Annotated in this window: 17 protein-coding genes; 7 read left to right on the top strand and 10 right to left on the bottom strand. The window is 46.6% G+C overall.

The genetic code is table 11. The annotated features are described in order from the left end of the window. Window positions 1–67: 67 nt before the first annotated feature. From BN6539_RS03875 to BN6539_RS03850, 6 genes are read right to left on the bottom strand one after another with little or no spacing between them, the layout of a single operon-like run. A complete protein-coding gene (locus BN6539_RS03875) occupies window positions 68–1,321 on the bottom strand; it encodes a pyridoxal phosphate-dependent aminotransferase (protein ID WP_067534159.1) in 1,254 nt (417 codons plus the stop codon). Window positions 1,322–1,332: 11 nt separating this feature from the next. After that, entirely contained in the window at window positions 1,333–3,432 is a 2,100-nt protein-coding gene (locus tag BN6539_RS03870; RefSeq protein ID WP_067534156.1) for an acetate--CoA ligase family protein, read from the bottom strand. A 27-nt stretch (window positions 3,433–3,459) separates the two neighbouring features. Beyond that, the gene (locus tag BN6539_RS03865) at window positions 3,460–3,990 is read right to left on the bottom strand and encodes a 2-oxoacid:acceptor oxidoreductase family protein (protein ID WP_067534154.1); all 531 of its coding nucleotides are present in this window, start codon (window positions 3,988–3,990) and stop codon (window positions 3,460–3,462) included. A 2-nt stretch (window positions 3,991–3,992) separates the two neighbouring features. After that, window positions 3,993–4,730 (bottom strand): thiamine pyrophosphate-dependent enzyme, encoded by a 738-nt coding sequence (locus tag BN6539_RS03860; protein WP_227142541.1) that lies wholly within the window; start codon window positions 4,728–4,730, stop codon window positions 3,993–3,995. Beyond that, window positions 4,731–5,780, bottom strand: a complete 1,050-nt coding sequence (locus BN6539_RS03855) for a 3-methyl-2-oxobutanoate dehydrogenase subunit VorB (RefSeq protein WP_067534151.1) — start codon at window positions 5,778–5,780, stop codon at window positions 4,731–4,733. An 18-nt stretch (window positions 5,781–5,798) separates the two neighbouring features. Next, window positions 5,799–5,999: a 4Fe-4S binding protein gene (locus BN6539_RS03850; protein WP_067534149.1), complete on the bottom strand. Its 201-nt coding sequence runs from the start codon at window positions 5,997–5,999 to the stop codon at window positions 5,799–5,801. A gap of 571 nt (window positions 6,000–6,570) precedes the next feature. Here BN6539_RS03850 and BN6539_RS03845 point away from each other — a divergent pair. The 4 genes from BN6539_RS03845 to BN6539_RS03830 are packed head-to-tail and all read left to right on the top strand — an operon-like array spanning window position 6,571 to window position 9,319. Continuing rightward, entirely contained in the window at window positions 6,571–6,771 is a 201-nt protein-coding gene (locus tag BN6539_RS03845; RefSeq protein WP_067534147.1) for a 4Fe-4S dicluster domain-containing protein, read from the top strand. Window position 6,772: 1 nt separating this feature from the next. Next, complete coding sequence (locus BN6539_RS03840; RefSeq protein WP_067534146.1) at window positions 6,773–7,915, top strand: 2-oxoacid:acceptor oxidoreductase subunit alpha; 1,143 nt, start codon at window positions 6,773–6,775, stop codon at window positions 7,913–7,915. A 1-nt stretch (window position 7,916) separates the two neighbouring features. Next, window positions 7,917–8,738, top strand: coding sequence for a 2-oxoacid:ferredoxin oxidoreductase subunit beta (locus BN6539_RS03835; RefSeq protein ID WP_067534144.1), 822 nt, complete (start codon window positions 7,917–7,919; stop codon window positions 8,736–8,738). Next, window positions 8,738–9,319, top strand: coding sequence for a 2-oxoacid:acceptor oxidoreductase family protein (locus BN6539_RS03830; RefSeq protein WP_067534141.1), 582 nt, complete (start codon window positions 8,738–8,740; stop codon window positions 9,317–9,319). Before BN6539_RS03835 ends, BN6539_RS03830 begins: the two co-directional genes overlap by 1 nt. 47 nt (window positions 9,320–9,366) lie before the next feature. Here the strand turns inward: BN6539_RS03830 and BN6539_RS03825 are convergent, their stop codons facing one another. Next, window positions 9,367–9,873 (bottom strand): hypothetical protein, encoded by a 507-nt coding sequence (locus tag BN6539_RS03825; protein WP_067534139.1) that lies wholly within the window; start codon window positions 9,871–9,873, stop codon window positions 9,367–9,369. Window positions 9,874–9,879: 6 nt separating this feature from the next. Next, entirely contained in the window at window positions 9,880–11,400 is a 1,521-nt protein-coding gene (gene nhaC / locus BN6539_RS03820) for a Na+/H+ antiporter NhaC (RefSeq protein ID WP_067534136.1), read from the bottom strand. Between the two features lie 225 nt (window positions 11,401–11,625). Here nhaC and BN6539_RS03815 point away from each other — a divergent pair, with 225 nt between their 5' ends. Beyond that, window positions 11,626–12,399 (top strand): HAD-IIA family hydrolase, encoded by a 774-nt coding sequence (locus tag BN6539_RS03815; protein ID WP_067534134.1) that lies wholly within the window; start codon window positions 11,626–11,628, stop codon window positions 12,397–12,399. On the opposite strand, the gene BN6539_RS03810 is transcribed toward BN6539_RS03815, so the two are convergent. After that, entirely contained in the window at window positions 12,396–12,917 is a 522-nt protein-coding gene (locus BN6539_RS03810; RefSeq protein WP_067534130.1) for a DUF2284 domain-containing protein, read from the bottom strand. The genes BN6539_RS03815 and BN6539_RS03810 overlap by 4 nt on opposite strands. Window positions 12,918–12,983: 66 nt before the next feature. On the opposite strand from BN6539_RS03810, the gene BN6539_RS03805 reads away from it, so the two are divergent. Both BN6539_RS03805 and BN6539_RS03800 read left to right on the top strand, forming a co-directional pair. After that, window positions 12,984–14,375: an amidohydrolase family protein gene (locus tag BN6539_RS03805; protein WP_067534127.1), complete on the top strand. Its 1,392-nt coding sequence runs from the start codon at window positions 12,984–12,986 to the stop codon at window positions 14,373–14,375. A gap of 60 nt (window positions 14,376–14,435) precedes the next feature. Further along, on the top strand, window positions 14,436–14,855 hold the full coding sequence (locus BN6539_RS03800) for a DUF4430 domain-containing protein (protein ID WP_067534124.1): 420 nt from the start codon (window positions 14,436–14,438) through the stop codon (window positions 14,853–14,855). 84 nt (window positions 14,856–14,939) lie between these two features. On the opposite strand, the gene BN6539_RS03795 is transcribed toward BN6539_RS03800, so the two are convergent. Further along, entirely contained in the window at window positions 14,940–17,453 is a 2,514-nt protein-coding gene (locus BN6539_RS03795) for a histidine kinase N-terminal 7TM domain-containing diguanylate cyclase/phosphohydrolase (RefSeq protein ID WP_082907345.1), read from the bottom strand. Between the last annotated feature and the right edge of the window lie 104 nt (window positions 17,454–17,557).

The raw sequence follows: 17,557 nt of genomic DNA, 5'->3' as shown, positions 1-17,557 counted from the left end.
TTTCTTCTCCTCTCGTATCATAACAATAACTGCTTCGATTCTCTGTTCTAAAACCTATTTGCAGGCGTTACACTTCGTGCCCTGCAAATACGTCCTTGACCCTCTTTGCTAAACCCGGCACCTGGAAAGTCGGTACTGCACTGATGGCAAAACGGATTGCTTTCGCGAGGGGTATAACAAAGATATTGTCTTCTGCAAGTTTTTCAGCAAGTCCTGCCGAATCTTTTGCCGGTAATGTGATGAAGAACCCTGACTTATAAGGCAGAATATTGAGGCCGACTTCCCCAGCTTCTTTTACAAAGATTGCCGCTCGTTTTTCCAGCATCTCCTTGTACTGCAGTCGTTCTTCATCGATCTGTTTTTTCAGCGCCGGATCCTTGACAATTTCGGCCAGCAGCCGCTGCGCGCCGCGTGAGCCATTGGACCAGGTCGCTCTGTTGGAGTAGGTATTTACTTGTTCAAACTCATCGGCAACGTGTTTTGCCGAAGTCAGGCATGCCAGCGCCCCTGAACGCATTCCATAAATCAGATAGGACTTTGACATGCTGTAAGCGATGGCGACGAGAATATTCTCCGGCATGTCTTCGAAAGCCTTCATAAAGGTCCGCAGCTCGTCGGGATCTCCAGCGTAATCGATGTAAGCCATATCCCAGATGACGATGATTTTTTTACTCTCGTCTTTGGCGCACTCTTTATAAAAGTCCATGATCTCCTGCCAGTCTTCGTCGGTCATAGTATAACCGGACGGGTTATGGGCAGGTGTGTTGAAGATGGTCATGATGCTGTCCTGGGTTTCCAGAAGTCTTTTCGCTCTTTCCTTCAAGTCTTTCAGCGTAAAGTTTCCCTTTTCATCGAACATCTGATAGAGTTCCCACTTCTTCTCGACCTCCGTTGCAATTTCTCTGTAAGGACCCCAGTGCCATTCCGGAATCAAAAATGTTTCGCCTTTCTCAACATAATTGAAAATCATGTGGTGGATGCCGCCCGTTCCTCCAGGTGTCGCTACGGCAGAAGTATAAGTGTTCTTCGGCTGATGTCCCTGAAAGATGCATTCTGTTGCGGCATCGAGGAATTCACGCAGTCCTTCAATAGGCGCGTAATCCATCAGTTCATTTCCCGGCAGATTCCGATAAATCTTCTCCACGCCTTTCAGCGTCAGAAAATCACCGTTATCGTCTTTCAGGACACCCAAAGTAGCGTCCACTACATTTTCTTTTCCATATTTAGCAATTGCCACCTTCCCCTTGCCTGCTGAACTGAAGCTGGCGTCCGGTTTGCCTTTGCCGGTTGCATGAGAAGCGGTCATAGTTTTTACTGCCATTTTTCACCCTCCTAATCGGTGTATTTTACGATCAAAGCATCTACTGCACAGACGCCTTCACCCTCTGGATATACGAATACCGGGTTCAGATCCATCTCTTTGACTACATCCTTATGCTTGTATGCGTAGTCTGCAATGTTCACCATCATATCGGTCAGTGCCTCAATATCGCACGGCTTTGATCCGCGATAGCCGGTGAGCATCTTAAAAGATTTCAGCTCCTTGAGCATGGCAAGAGCCTCGGTCTTGTTCAGTGGCGCCGGATAGAGTGCTGCATCTTTGAATACTTCTACAAACACACCGCCCAGTCCGACCAGGAGCATCGGTCCAAACTGCTTATCGTTGGTCACGCCAATGATGATTTCCACGCCTGACGGCGCCATTTCCTGGACTAAAATGCCGTCTGTCGAAGCCTTCGGCATGGATTTCGCGACATTGGCATAAATCTCTTTCCTCGCCGCCAGTGCCTCTTCCTCACTCATAATATTGAGTTTTACACCGCCGGCATCGGTCTTATGAAGGATTTCCGAGGAATTGATCTTCATGACTAATGGGAATTTCATCGCTTTCACGGCTTCGGTCAGTTCCTCCTCCGTCCTGGCAATTGCCTGTGCGGGAACTGGAACGCCGTTGGCTTTCATTTCCGCTTTGGAATCGAACTCTGACAGGGCGACGGTCTTTTCTCCGTGAGCGCCAGGAACCGCGCTTGCAAGGGTTCTTTCCCGATAGTCATATTCAGCGAATTTTGCCAGTTTTCGTAAGGCCTGGAAGGAGGTTCCCATGGATGACATCAGTGGAACGCCTGCATCCTCCAGTATCTTTCTCGACTCCCGATAGCGATAGCCCTCCAGCGATGGAATCGCCAGTACCGGTTTCTCCACGCCTCTCGCTTTGGCCTTTGCGATGGCGCCACAGAGGGACGCAGTGGTATCATCGAAGTCCTTTTTGATATTGGTTCCGACGGTGATAGCCCCTACTGCCGGGTCGTCGTTTAATGCCTTCAACAGACCGATGGTCTTTTCGTCGTCGCGGAATAGAGAAGTGGTCGCATCCAGCGGGTTTTTCGCTTGGGCAAAATCCGGAATGTATTTCTTCATCTCCTGCTTTGTCTCTTCTGAGATTTCTGCTAGTTCCACGCCCATTTCCTCGGCAATATCTGCGCTGAGCGTGCTTTCGCCGCCGGAAAAGCTGATGACTGCGTATTCTTTCTTTGTCGCAAATGTGCCGTTCAGCACGCTGACCGCCTGCGCCAGACACATGAATTCCTCTAAAGTATCCGCTACGATAACGCCGTATTTCTCGAAGATACTCATATAGGATTTGTTGGAGCCAGCCATACTGCCCGTATGAGATGCGGCGGAGATGGCGCCTCTGACCGACCTGCCGGACTTGAGAATGATAACTGGTTTTCTGATTTCCGCCGCCCTTTTCAGAGACGAGACGAATCTCTCTGCGTCCCTGACGCCCTCTAAGTAAATTGCGACGACAGAAACACTTTCATCCTCTATGACGAACTCCATGAAGTCTTCCAGAGTGACGATATTTCCATTTCCTGAAGAGATGGCATAAGATACGTTGAAAAAGTCGGTGTTCAAAATCTCTGCCGAAATGAATCCGCTCTGGGCGATAATGGCGATGCCGTGAGAATCGTCGTCCAGATCCCAGAAGGTGTGACCGCCCCACATGTTGACTTTATCCACATTGTTGAGCATGCCGAAACAGTTGGGACCCAGAACACAGATGTCGTGCCGTCTTGCGATTTCCTTCAGTTCTTCTTCCATCTGCTTTCCTTCGTCGGTGCCTTCTTCTGAAAATCCGCTGGCGAAGACGACGGCTGCGCCGACACCGCATCTGCCCGCTTCTTCTACTAAGGCGTTAACCGTTTGGGCGGGGGTACAGAGTACGACACAGTCCACCACTTCAGGAAGATCTGAAATAGAAGGATAGCACTTCTTTCCAAACAGTTCCTCTCTCTTTGGATGGACAAAATAGGCCCGATCCGCATTGCGGCTTCCCAAAGCACCCTTTGCCGCCCCGCTGCCAAAGCCCGGTTTATCACTGACCCCGACAACGGCGATGCTCTTTGGCTTGATTAGCTTTTCTAAATTCATTTTTACTTCCTCCGTCAATGCCTTCGCTTACAAGCTGTGATAGCCTTCCATAAAGGCTGCTTCATTTGCTGCCGTAAATTTGCCTTTTCCTTTTTCTTCGAAGATTTTTTTCAGAGCTTCTTTTGCCTTTTCTTCTTCAAATAGACCGCACTTTTTAATCATGGCACCGATGGCGACGATATTCGCCGCTTTCGGGTTATTCACCTTGAGAGCCAATGTCATGCACGGAATTCTGACAGAATCATATTTTTCATCGATTTCCACATCGTCTGCCACGTTGTCGCTGTTCATGATGACCAGACCGCCTTCTTTCATGTATTTCATATATTCCAGGGACGGCTGGTTCATGGCCACGAGAATATCCATGTCTTCCATATCCGGACCGCCCAGAGGGCCGTCAGAGTATTTTACAACGCTGTACGCTTTGCCGCCTCGCATGGTTGGGCCATAGGCAGGCATCCAGGTCACATTCATGCCCTCCTGCAGGGCCATTTCAGAAACGATTAATCCAGAAGTGAGAACTCCCTGTCCTCCGAAACCTGCAAATACTATTTCCATACTTATTTCCCTGTCCTTTCTCTCAATGTTCCAACCTGATAATATGGAAGAACTTCTTTTTCCATCCAGGCGACGGATTTTTCCAAGTTCATGCCCCAGTTGGTCGGACATGGCGCCAGCACCTCTACCAGTGAATATCCTTCGTTATGCAGCTGGGCTTCGATTGCGTTCTTGACATATTTTTTCAGATTGTTTATTTCCTTTGCACTATGTACTGATCCTCTGGCTACATAAGCCACCTGGTCAAAACCTGCGACGATTTCGGGCACTTTGATTGGGAATCCGGTCACCAGCGGATCTCGGCCTGCTTCACTGGTGGTAGTCTTCTGTCCCGGCATGGTGGTCCAGGACATCTGGCCGCCAGTCATGGCAAAGTTGTTGTTGTTGACCACAAATACGGTGATGTTAGTATTTCTATAAGCCGCGTTGAGCGTTTCAGCGAGACCGATGACATAAGCATCGCCGTCGCCCTGATAAGCGATGGACAAGAGATCTGGCCTTGCCACCTTGATACCCGTTGCCGTGCTGGCGCCTCTGCCGTGGGCTGTCTGTATTTTGTCTCCGTTCCAACTGTGGTTCATATTGCAAGAACAGCCTACGCCCAGGGTAATGATTGTTTTATCCTCGTATCCGTTCTCTTCAATTACCTCCGCAATCAGACGATTCAGGAGGCCATGCCCGCATCCTGCACAAAATGAGTTGGGAATGCTCACCATTTTTGGTGTTGTTAATACTGCCACTTAGAACACCTCCTTCATCTGTCCTGCTTTGATTCCTTCAAAGTATTCAATAATTTCTTTTGTCTTTGGGATATTCTGACCTGAGAATAATCCATAAACAGGTGCATTTCCGTGCCCTGTCTTCTTTGCTGTCAGGGCTACGTCCTCAATTAACTGCCCCGCGTCGGTGGATTCCACTGATATCAAGCCTTTGATATCCCCTTTTGCTTCTGCAAAGGCCTTTGCCGGGAACGGCCATACGGTGATTGGTCTGATCAGACCCACTTTCTCTCCCTTTGCCCTCAGCTGCTCTACAGCATTTCTCGTTGTTCTCGATGGCAATCCAAAAGCGACGAATATGTATTCTGCATCTTCTACCATGTAGCTCTCCCACTGCTGCTCGTTTTCTTCCATGGTCTTGATCTTGTTTCTTACAAAGCCGGGTTTCTCTGGGTTTTCAATTCTCCCATGCGGTCTGTTGGTTCCGTCAAAGGTCCAGCCCAGATCCTCCGTCCGTTCCTTAAATTCAGGGAAAGCGACAGGCTCCATCATCTGCCCCAATGCCGCTTCTGACATGATTTCCACCGGATTTCTGTATTTCTCTGCCACATCAAAGGCGTTGTACATCAGGTCAACGGTTTCCTGAATACTGTTTGGCGCATAGACGATGACTCTGTAATCGCCGTTGCCGCCGCCCCTCGTATCTCTCAGATAATCTGTCTGCGCAGAATCCAGCGTCCCCAGTCCTGGACCCCAGCGCTGAACGTTAGCAAAGACTGCCGGATAATTGTTAGCGCACATATAGGCGATACCTTCCTGTTTCAGAGAAAATCCCGGGCCGGAGGAGCTGGTCATAGAGCGCATGCCACAGGCGTAGGAACCGAAGATCATATAGACTGCGGACATTTCATTCTCGGCCTGCAGGAAGGTCCTTCCCAGTTCAGGCATTCTGCTGGACAGATATTCTCCTACTTCTGTCTGCGGTGTAATAGGGTATCCTGCATAAAACTGGCAGCCTGCTCTCAGCGCCGCCTCGGCAATAGCGTGATTGCCTTTCCACATTTTTTTCATGTCGTTCACCTCCAACACCTACTCTGCGATTTCAAATACATTGTCCGGACAGACTGTATAACAGATCCCGCACCGAATGCATTTGTCATCATCAACAATAACGTAGTCGTAACCTTCCTTGTTCAGTGAGCCGGAAAGTTGCAGCGCTTTTTTCGGACAAGAGATAATGCAGTAACTGCAGCTCTTGCACCTTTCGACGTTCAAGTTCAATGTCGCCATAGTTTTTTCCTCCCGCAATTTTAAATGTGATGCTTATTTTTCACTGAAATAATGTTATAAAAATTTCAGTTTTTATTAAAATTAGAAATTAATATTTCAACTTCATTCTAAGCTTCGTCAATTCAAATGTCAAGTCAAATTAATTAATTTTCATTATTTTATAAATTTTCTGTTTTATTATATATTCGTTGCAATCGTTATGTTTTTTTAGTCATTTTTCAATTTATAATAATTTTCATGAAAATATTATTTCAATATAAAATACTATTTGAAACTTGATTTTCTTATATTTTATGAGGAAAACATCGTCAAATATGTCTACTTCCGCAAATTATTTACGACTAAAAATCGCTATAACTTCCAACCTGTTGGCGGCAAAAAACTGCTTTCGTTTTGTTGCAGCGCTATTGGAAGATTTGTGCAGTAAAAACCGTCATAAATTTCGTATAATGTATAATCGTATAGAAAATGTTTTTTCCTCTATTTTCGGGGAATTTGTGCTATATTCATAAATGAACACCTTCCTTTGAAGGTATATTTATAAATGAAAACGAACTAAGAGGTGAAAGAAATGGCGAATGGTAAAAGACTCGTCGTGGAACCCGCATGGTGCAAAGGCTGCGGATACTGCGTCGAGTTCTGTCCAAAAAAAGTACTGGTATTAGAGCATGAAAAAATAGTGGTGAAGAGCCCCGAGGCCTGCATCTGCTGCGGTCTCTGCGAACAGCGCTGTCCTGACTACGCGATCTGGGTAGAAAAGGAGGCGATGTAACATGGCAAACGAACAGAAGAGATTTCAATTGCTGCAGGGCAACGAAGCCTGTGTAGAAGGAGCAATTGCGGCCGGGATGAGGTTTTACGCCGGATATCCGATTACACCTTCTACCGAAATTGCAGAGCGAAGCGCAGTGAGACTTCCCCAGGTAGGCGGCAAATTTATGCAGATGGAAGATGAGATTGCAGGCATCGCTGCTGCCCTCGGTGCATCGGTGGCAGGAATGAAGGCGATGACCGCTACCTCCGGTCCAGGGTTCTCGCTCAAACAGGAAAATATCGGTTATGCGACCATTGCCGAAATTCCTATCGTGATTGTCGACGTCATGCGGTCCGGTCCTTCCACGGGACTTCCAACATCACCTTCACAAGGCGACGTCATGCAGGCAAAGTGGGGCACCCACGGTGACCATCCTGTCATTGCAATCTGTCCTTGTTCCGTTCAAGATACATATAACCAGACGGTCAGAGCCTTTAATCTGGCTGAACGGTTCAGAACACCGGTCATTCTGCTGATGGATGAAATCGTAGGCCACATGAGAGAGGGCTGCGAGCTGATTCCGACAGATGAACTGGAAATTCACAATCGAAACACACAGATGATCAGTTCCATGCCCTATGCCTTCGGCGAAGGTCAATACGTACCACATATGACCTCCTTCGGCAAAGGCAACCTCTACAACATCACAGGGCTGTTCCACGATGCGGCAGGCTTTCCGACCAACGATAACAAGATCGCCGGCGAAGAAGGCTCAAGGCTGATGGAAAAAATCAAAGTCTACAAGTACAGCGGCATTTTGGAATTTGAAGAAGAAGAAATGGAAGATGCGGAGATCGGCATCGTCTGCTACGGCGGAACGACCAGAGCCGTCCAAGGTGCCATCGAGATGGCGAGAGAAGAAGGCTACAAAGTGGGCATGTTCCGTCCAGTAACCCTATGGCCTTTCCCAGAGCACGAACTGATAGAACGTGCAAAACAACTGAAAAGACTCATCGTCGTAGAACACAACTACGGTCAGGTCCTGCTCACTGTGGAAGGAATCATCAAAGGCGATACAAAGGTCGAATTTATCGGAAAAGTCAATGGGACTACCATTTCCCCGAAAGAAATCTTCAGAAAAATAGTAGAGGAGGAAGAATAACATGCCAAGCCAATTAGTACAGAACACAATGCGAACAAAGAGACTTCCTCACATCTGGTGTCCTGGATGCGGACATGGCATTTTGATGAGAGATGTCTGCCAGGCAATTGAAAACCTGGGCTTAGAGAGAGAAAAGGTCAGCATCGTCAGCGGTATCGGCTGCTCCTCACGCGCCGCCGGATACATGGATTACAATACGCTGCACACCACTCACGGCAGGCCCATCGCTTTTGCAACCGGCATCAAAATGGCACAGCCAGACATGCACGTCATCGTCATCACGGGTGACGGCGATGCGACTGCCATTGGAGGCAATCACCTGATCCACGCAGCCAGAAGAAATATAGATTTAACTGTAGTCGTATTTAACAACAGCATTTACGGTATGACTGGCGGCCAGTATTCTCCGACGACGCCAACAGGCGAGAAGGGAACCACAGCTCCATACGGAAACATCGATGGAGATTTCGATATTCCGAAGCTGGCAGAAGCTGCCGGTGCCACTTACACAGCCAGAGGCGACTGCTATCATGTTCCACAGATGATCAAATTGATCGAAAACGGTATCAAGAACAAAGGCTTTTCAATCATAGAAGGCGTCAGCATCTGTCCGACCTACTATGGCCGTAAAAACAAGAAAGGCAGCGCAGTGCAGATGATGCACTGGCAGGAGCAGAACTGCATAGACATAAAGAAGGCAGAAAAGATGACGCCAGAAGAATTAGAAGGCAAAGTCCTCATCGGCGAAATGTCCCGCACAGTTCGCCCTGAATACACAGAACTCTATGACGAAATCATTCGCAAAGCTGGAGGTGCAAAATAATGGCTAAAGAACAACTCAGATTCACAGGTTCTGGTGGGCAGGGGGTCATCCTCGGCACCATCATCATCGCAGAGGCCGCATTCCTCGACGGAAAAAAGGTCGTTCAATCTCAATCCTACGGACCGGAGGCCAGAGGCGGCATGTGCAAGGCTGAGACCATCATAGATGAAAAGAATATTAATTATACGAAGGTGGAGATTCCTTCCCTGCTCTTATCCCTGACACAGATTTCTTTTAACAAGTATTCCAAGAAAATTGGTCCGGACACGGTCATCATCGTAGACGAAGAAATCGACGTACCGCTGAGGTTCCGTGCTAAGCACGAGGTTTTGTCCCTGCCGATTCTCTGTTCTGCAAAGGAAGTAATCAAAAATCCTATGGCGGCAAATATCATCGCAGTCGGTGCAGTCAACGAGGCGCTGCAGATTGCATCGGTGAAGTCCTTGGAAGAAGCCGTTCTCAATCACATTCCAAAAGGAACGGAAGAACTCAATATCAAAGCGATGCGCTTGGGCGCAGAGTTGGTAAAGCAATCCCGAGAAGAAGACAAAAAAGGTGAAGAGAAAAAAGCCCATGCATAAGTAATTAGAGAGGACGGATTAAATCCGCCCTCTCTTTCTTTTGATGCTTATTTACCTTTTCTCTTTACTTTCTTCGCCTTAACTCTCTGCGCACGCAACTGTTCCTGCTTCTTGCGTTTTTCTTCTGCCATCTGTTCCTGCTCCTCCGCCGTATAATCATCGACGAAGGCTTCAGGATTCATCTTTGCTGCCAGCTTCAGCACGTCCTGACAGTCTTCTGGCGTAAACAGAAACGAGCGGAGGACCGCATCCTTTTCAAAGAGAACTCTTGCATTGGGCCGCTCTTTGATGTAATCAGGCTGAACCGCCGTAATCTGATCCCAAGTCCATCGGTTGGTCGTCGTCATGCCAAAGAGAGAATATTTGATGTCTACGCCTTCCTCCGACACAATGTGTTCCTTGCGATGAAATACTGCCAATATCAAAAGCAGCGTCAGCACGATATATAAGTACTGCCCTCTTACAAACTCAAGATATAACAGGACTACGCACGCAGTCAGTATCAGTATCCGTTTATACAGTGAACGGGACTGTAGAATGCCTTTATATATCATAACAAGTTACTCCAAGGATTTATAGGTTCCGTTTTTCCGCCGTTCAGCAAGGTTTTCCATTGCCGTCTCATGAGCCTCTTCAGGCGCTGCGGCCGGACTGCCCTTTTTCAACTTTCCAAAGAAGTTGGTATACGTTCCATCCGCATATAGGATATTACCGCCCCACCACGCAGTGAGAATGGAGATGATCGGGTTCAGTATGTTGGTGAAGCAGAATGGTATGTATGATAAAGTATCCACGCCCAGCATTCTGGAGTGATAAGCGCCGCAGGAGGACCAAGGAATCATCGGCGACCACAGGGTACCGCCGTCTTCCATGGATCTGGAAAGCAGGTTTCTGCCCAGTCCTAAATCGTCGTATTTCTCCTTGTACATGGTAGCCGGTACAATCAGACCCAGATACTGGTCGCACATGGTCGCAATACAGAACATGGCCGTCAGAATCGTCGTGAGCACCATCTGGAACGGCGTATGCACTCTCTTAATGAATTTTCCAAGCAGAGACTCTACTGCGCCAATCTGACTGTAGATGCCGCCGAAGCCGATAGCGATCAAGGCAACGTTAATGGTCCACAGCATAGAATCCATGCCGCCTCTGTTGAGGAGAGTATCCGCCAGTTCATTCCCTGTCTCTGCGCTGTATCCGTAATGCACCATGGTGATACAATCACTGAAGGAGGCCCCTTGGAAAACTACTGCAAAGACGCAGCCGATACCTGATACCAGCAGTACGCCTGGAAGGGCAGGCAGCTTCATCACTGCTACCACAATGATTACCAGGATCGGAAGCAGCAACACAGGGTTCATCACCTTGAAGTTTCCTTCAATCGCGTCAGAAAGCTGATTTACCATAGTCGGATCGTATTCGCCAACTTCGCCGAAAATAGCAACCGCCGTGAATCCAAGCAGTGCCAGGATGAACGCAGGAAATGTGGTCATGGTCATGGCTCTTACATGGTCGAACAGTCCTGTCTGCGCTGACGCTGCTGCCAGGTTGGTAGAGTCAGACAAAGGTGAAAATTTGTCGCCTGTGCAGGCGCCGGAAAGAACCGCCCCTGCGATCAGTGCAGGGCTGATGCCCATGGTCTCACCAATGGTCATAAAGGCAATACCCAGGGTTGCAGATACCGTATACGCTGATCCCAGGGATAAACCCACGATGGCACAGAGAATGCATACTGCCGGCAGGAAGATAACCGGAGTAAACATCTTCAATCCATAGAATACAAGCGCCGGGATCGTTCCACACCACTCAAAAGAGCCTACCAGGCAGCCTACAAAGATCAGGATCAAAAGAGCTTCCATGGACTGGCTGATCGAATCGATGCCTGCCGCAAGCATATTCTTGAACTTCTGTCCGCAGAACTTGCCCACAAAGCAGGCGGTGCAAGCTGCTAACAATACCGGTATGTGAGGATCCTGTCCCCAGTCTAATAAATAATTGCACATCATCAAACCCAGCAATACGATAATTGGGATACACGCCTCAAACTTATTGGGAAGGCGCGGTTTCTTTGCTTCTGTCATAATCTACCTCCTATCAAAAATAACGCTCGGCGCGAAGTTTTCGCTTCCAATTTTATTGTAATCCAAACGTCCGAGGTCTTTTATAACTATTTTCATGTAAACTGGTATTGTCATTACATTTACAAAATTCTGTTAATTTATTGCACAAGTCACAAAGACTTAACAAAATCTATATACTAAATTTAACTTTAATGGTTTATAATAAAGTGAAAGAAAGGAGATTTTATGGAAGAATTAAGAGCAAAAAAAGGATTTATCTGTGATATGGACGGCGTCATCTATTGGGGAGGCCGATTGCTTCCAGGCGTAAAGGAATTCGTAGACTGGCTGTATCGGGAAAATAAGGAGTTTTTGTTCCTGACCAACAACAGCGGACAGACACCCTTAGAATTGCGGCTGAAGCTGAAAAACATGGGGCTGGATGTGGATGAGAGTCACTTCTATACCAGCGCCCTGGCTACTGCAAAATTTGTCAGCGAGCAGACCCATCACTGCAGCGCTTATGTCATCGGGGAACCAGGTCTGGTAGGTGCACTCTACCAGTGCGGCGTCGCAATTACAGACAAAGACCCTGACTACGTCATCGTCGGTGAAAGTCCCAACTACAACTACGAGGCCATCTGCAAGGCTGTCACACTGGTTCGCGGCGGTGCAAAGCTGATTGGTACCAATTCAGATCTGACAGGGCCATCCAGCAGAGGTATCATCCCTGCCTGCAGAGCGCTGATCTCTCCCATCGAAATGGCAACAGGAAAACAAGCCTACTTCATCGGGAAGCCAAATCCTCTGATGATGAGAACAGGACTCCGCTTATTGGGCGTCCATTCCGAAGAGGCCGCAATGATCGGGGATCGTATGGATACTGATATTATCGGCGGTGTAGAAAGCGGTTTAGACCCTATATTAGTGCTGTCAGGCGTGACCAGCCGAGACGAAATCGATCAGTTCCCTTATCGTCCGCGACTGGTTCTGAACAACATCGGTGAAATCGCCGATTAATAAAGCAGGCCGCCTACCAATACAAAATAATCAGGAATCTGTCCTGCTTCAATCCACTGCAAGTTGATGCCCAGCAGTTTGCTGGCGGTCAGACCGACGTTTCCTCCCAGGGATTCGATAGAATATCTCATTTTTTCTGGGTACCTGCAAGGTTCGCCAGTTTTTCGCGTGCAATTACCTTCGCCGCAGATTTTGCAGTTTCCAGCGCTGAGGGATCGGCTCTGGGGATATTGTTTTTCCAAAGCGTAGAGATGATCGGTCAAATCTGCTTTTACCTCTGCCATGAGCGTTTCCCAGTTTTCTTTTTCTTCCTCCTCCAGGATCATCTTCTTGCCCACGACATAAAGATTCTCGAACCTCTTCCAGTAGTCGACCGGATCAAAGTCATAAGTAGGGCAGGACCACACCTGCTCGTAGTTCTCGCATACTTTGCAGCATTCTAAGAACTCTTCTACATTGACATATCCTTCGATAAACTCGTCGACTTTAATCGTCTTTTCAAATGTTTCAATCTTCATATACAAAGTTTACCACAAAACGTTTTTGTGGTAAAATAGTTTTAGCAAATAAGCAGGAGGTGGATCATGGCTTTTGGTATTTTTAAAAAGAAGAACACGGCGGATATCATATATATGAACGGACACATTTACACGCAGGACCCAGCCTTTCCATGGGCTGCCGCAGTAGCCTGCAGAGAGGGCAGGGTTTTAGCGGTAGGAGACTTCGAAGCGATGGAGGAAATCTGCTCTGACGAGACTGTCATTCACGACTTAGAAGAGAAGTATATGTTCCCGGGATTTATTGATGTTCACGGAACACCGGTTTTGAAAGTATTTGAGGACAAGTATTTAGTGATAGACCCGGTTTGGGATTTGGAAACGGTTCTTGCAGCGGTGACAGACTATGCAGAAGACTGTGACAACGAGGTGATTTTTGCTTATGGTTATAACGAGAATATCCTGGCAGATTACGAGGAACCTGCGGAAGCCCATAGACTTTTGGACGAAGCGGTTACAGACCGCCCTGTTGTCCTGCTGGGCATCAGCGGTGTTCATTGCTGGATTAATACTCTGGCCAGCGACATGGTTACCGAAGCGGCTGAGGATGAGGGGCTGGAATACATCTCAGCAGACTATATCCTGAATTACCTTTCTCCTTTTGATTTTGAGGAAGTAGAGCGAGCTGTCCTGCAGAATACACAAGATCTTGCGGATAGAGGCATTACGGCAGTATTGAACCTATGCGCGCCGGATTACCTCAGTACACTTTATCAAGATTGTCTGATTACAATGATTGGCGAAAGCATGCCGTTTAAACAGCGCTTTATAAACAGCCTGTACGTCAATCGTCCCCTGAATCCAGAATTAATCCTTCACAAGCTCTCCACAGGAAAAACCAACTGTACAGAACTTGGAGGTCTCATCACTTATGACCATCTGAAACTGGAGGTCAGTCAGGACGAAGAACAAGCCTATTTCTCACAGGACGCATTAGATGCCATCTGCCTTGCTGCGGCTGAAAAAGGCTATCATATTCATCTGGATGCAGTGGACCAGGAATCTTTTGAAAAAGCAGCGAACAGCTTCCATCTTGTCAGAACCAAAGGCTGTAAGCGCAACACGCTCATTATCGCTGGAGAAGTCGCAGCGGAAGAAGACGCTCCATATCTTACGACCTGGCCGACAGATTACCTCAACGAATCTGTCTTCGGCCACTGCCGCAGCGTCAGCGAAGCCATCGACCAGCTTACGGTAAAAGCTGCGGAAATCATCGGCCGAAGTGAGGACTTGGGCAGCATTGAGCAAGGTAAGATTGCAGACTTTACCGTCTTTGAGGAGAATCCTTTGGATACTGATTTAGAAGTATTTTCGAAGATGCACGCCGCTTTGACAGTAATCGACAGTCAAATAGCTTATGATGTAGATGAAGAATGCATAGAAGAAATGTGCGACATACTTTTGTCTATGCGGTTATAATCTTCTTCGTTTTATGTTATACTAGTATCAATATTTCTAACCGAGCGCGAGGAGACGGACATGAAAAAGAAAGTTTTGACCAATTTAATAATATGCATGTTAGTATGCTCTTCTATTTTCGTTGTCACAGGCTGCGGCAAAGATAAAGAAGAGACGCCAATCGTACATCCAATCAAAATTACCATCAGCATCGATTATCCTGCTAAATCAGGACTTGACGATGTGGAAGAGGTAGATTTCAAAATCGAGGAAGACTCCACCGTCCTGGATGCGATCCAACTTTACTGTAACGTCAACGAACTGCCAGTAACGGTTGAAACCACTGATGCGTCTATCCAAGGCATCAACGGCGTAGACAACGGAGATTACTCCGCTAAGAGACATTGGCAGTACAAGATAAATGGAGAACTATCTGAAACACCTGAAAACGAAAAAATATTGAAAGACGGTGATACCTTAGCTTGGGTCTTTAAAAAGTAACCTGCTTTGCGAGGGGATTATATTGAAATCGAAGAGAAGAGAGAGTTTGAACCACATCAAACTCTCTCTTTTGTTTCACCATATTTATCTCACTTCTATGATTCCGTCTCTGATAAGATTTATAAAAATTGGCGCCAGCTGCGGATCAAACTGCCGTCCCGCCTCATTTGCAATAATATCCAAAGCTTTGTCGACAGCCATTTCTGCTTTATAACTTCTCTTTGATACCATGGCGTCAAAGGAATCTGCAATGCAAAGGATTCTGGCCATAAGCGGTATGTCCTTTCCGCCGATTCCTCTGGGATAACCCTGTCCGTCATATCTTTCGTGGTGTCCGATAACCGCAGGTATGACGTAATCCAGAGACGGCAGATGACGGATGATTCCAATTGAAAGGCTTACATGGGTCTTCATAACCTCGTATTCTTCCTCTGTCAGCTTGCCCGGTTTATTGAGAATATCTTCGTTTATGCCAATTTTTCCAATGTCGTGCAGAAGGCCTGCTTCATAGACAATATTAATACCTTCTTCATTCATGCCGTACGCCTTTGCCAGTTCCCGAGAATAATAGGCCACATTCTCTGAATGGCTGAAGGTGTAGTGATCCTTGGCATCAATCGCAGCAGTCAGCGCATAGATTGTTGTCGAATACTCCGAATAGATTCCCGGCTGATAAGCCATCTCAAAGGATTTATCTTCACTGCCATCTTGCCCTTCCTTATAAATCATCACCCTGTTTTTTCCGGCCTGTTTTGCATAATATACCGCCATATTGGCGTGGTTGATCAGTTCGTGATAGTCGTCCAGAGGGCACACTCCCGTGGCAATACCGCAGCTGACCGTCAACGCTTTCATGGCGTATTCTCCCGCATGATTTATCGTATGGTTCATCTCACGCACTCTCTGGGAAATCGTTTCCGCCAGTAATTTGACTTCTTCTACGGTTCGTTCAGGCAAAAGTACCGCAAATTCTTTTCCGCTGAAACGGGCAATGACACATTCGCCAGTAACCTCTTCCTGAATGATCTTTGCAATCCGTTTCAGTGCCTCGTCCCCTTCTTCATCGCCGTAAAGCTGATTATACAGTTTAAAATCATCCACATTGATCATAAGCAATGCGCCAAAAGCATAATTCCCCTGCGTACAACATATTCCCATTGTCTCGTAGAAGCATTTGCGGTTGGAGACACCTGTCAGATAATCTCTTCTCGCTTCCTCATAGGCCGCTTCGTATAGACGAGAGTTTTTGATAGCGATGGAAGCTACAGAATTGATTGATGAGAGGAAGCTGATATCTTTCTGTGTGTAGTGGCGGCCATTGCTCTTCGCAGACATTAAAATAATGCCAACATAGTCCGGTCCGTCGCTGATGCCGACAAAGCATTCTATCTGACTGACTGTCAGCCGTTGTTTCTCCTCTTCAGACAAATTCTCATAGCAGGCGGTTCCAATATAATCTTTCATCAGCATATGTCCATTGGCATTGCTCAGCAAGTGAACGAAACCGGCCTCACTGGAGATCAAATAATCACCGAAAATTTCCGCGTTGCTCAGCTTTAGTCGATACCGTCCTTTATCATCTCTCAGAAAAATGTAGATATGTTCTGAGGATAACGTATCGCCAATGACTTTCATGACTTCGGATAGAATTTCTTGCAAACTCATGAGATAGGACATTTTCTTGCTAAACGCTACAATACTTTTGGATTGAACGTTCTCTTCTCTTTCAAATAGCTTATCGAGAAGCAGGTTTAACAGCATATAGATGATAATAGTTACAATGATAACGGTAAAGGATATAAAAATTGTAGTCTTCGTTTCTGACATAGAAAATGATTTCTGCAGAAATTCTTCGTAATCGGGAATGATGCGGTAGATGATTGTCATGGAAAAAAGAAATGCAACGCAATAACAGTTGGCTCTCGACGTCAGGGCATCGAGTTTAAATAATCTCTTTTTATAGAGTGCGTAGTATATACATCCGGCCATGAGGATGCCTGAACAAATATCGATGGGAAATCCTTTGAATAAGGGAACTAACAGCAATCCGTTGCCAGCAGCCAAGATAAATAATCCCAGCCAAATGGGGCGCAGCTGCTTTCTTAAAAATGCATTTTTGTCGTTATTCTCATAGGCCATTTTGACACATTCGCCCACAGCCCCGGCTGCGCCGATAAAAAGAAATACAACCGGCCATGAAAAATCGTAGATATAGGATTGCCCGGCTGCGGTTTTAACGACCGTAGGAGCCTTCAAAAGAAATTCCGTCGTATAATTAAATAGCAGCAGCAATATAATAGCGGCCGACCAGAAACACACATGATAGGTTTTCTGCACCTCTATAAATCTTCTTAGAAAATGAAATAGCATGAGGGGAATCATCAAAAGCCCCGTCAAAGAAACGTGAAACCAGAAGTTAACTGACGGCCAATAGCCCATTCGCATAAACCAGGATCCGCCTGTCCATATGATCATTACAAGCAGGAGACCCATAAATCCATTGATCTGTTCATTTCTCTTTGTCGTTATAAGGGACAATAACTGAAAGGTATAACAAAGGAGAGCAATCACCGGTATGATAGAAAAACTATATATCATGGTTTCCTCCGTCTTCTTTAATTTGCTTAGTCATTTAATAATAGTATATATCTCATTCTTCTTCAACAAATTTTTTCATTTTTTTCTAATTATTTACAACATTG

This window comes from Emergencia timonensis, assembly GCF_900086585.1.
Classification (GTDB): Bacteria; Bacillota; Clostridia; order Peptostreptococcales; family Anaerovoracaceae; genus Senimuribacter; species Senimuribacter timonensis.
The sequence above is the reverse complement of the archived record's forward strand: the minus strand, read 5'-3'. Positions and strand labels throughout refer to the sequence as shown.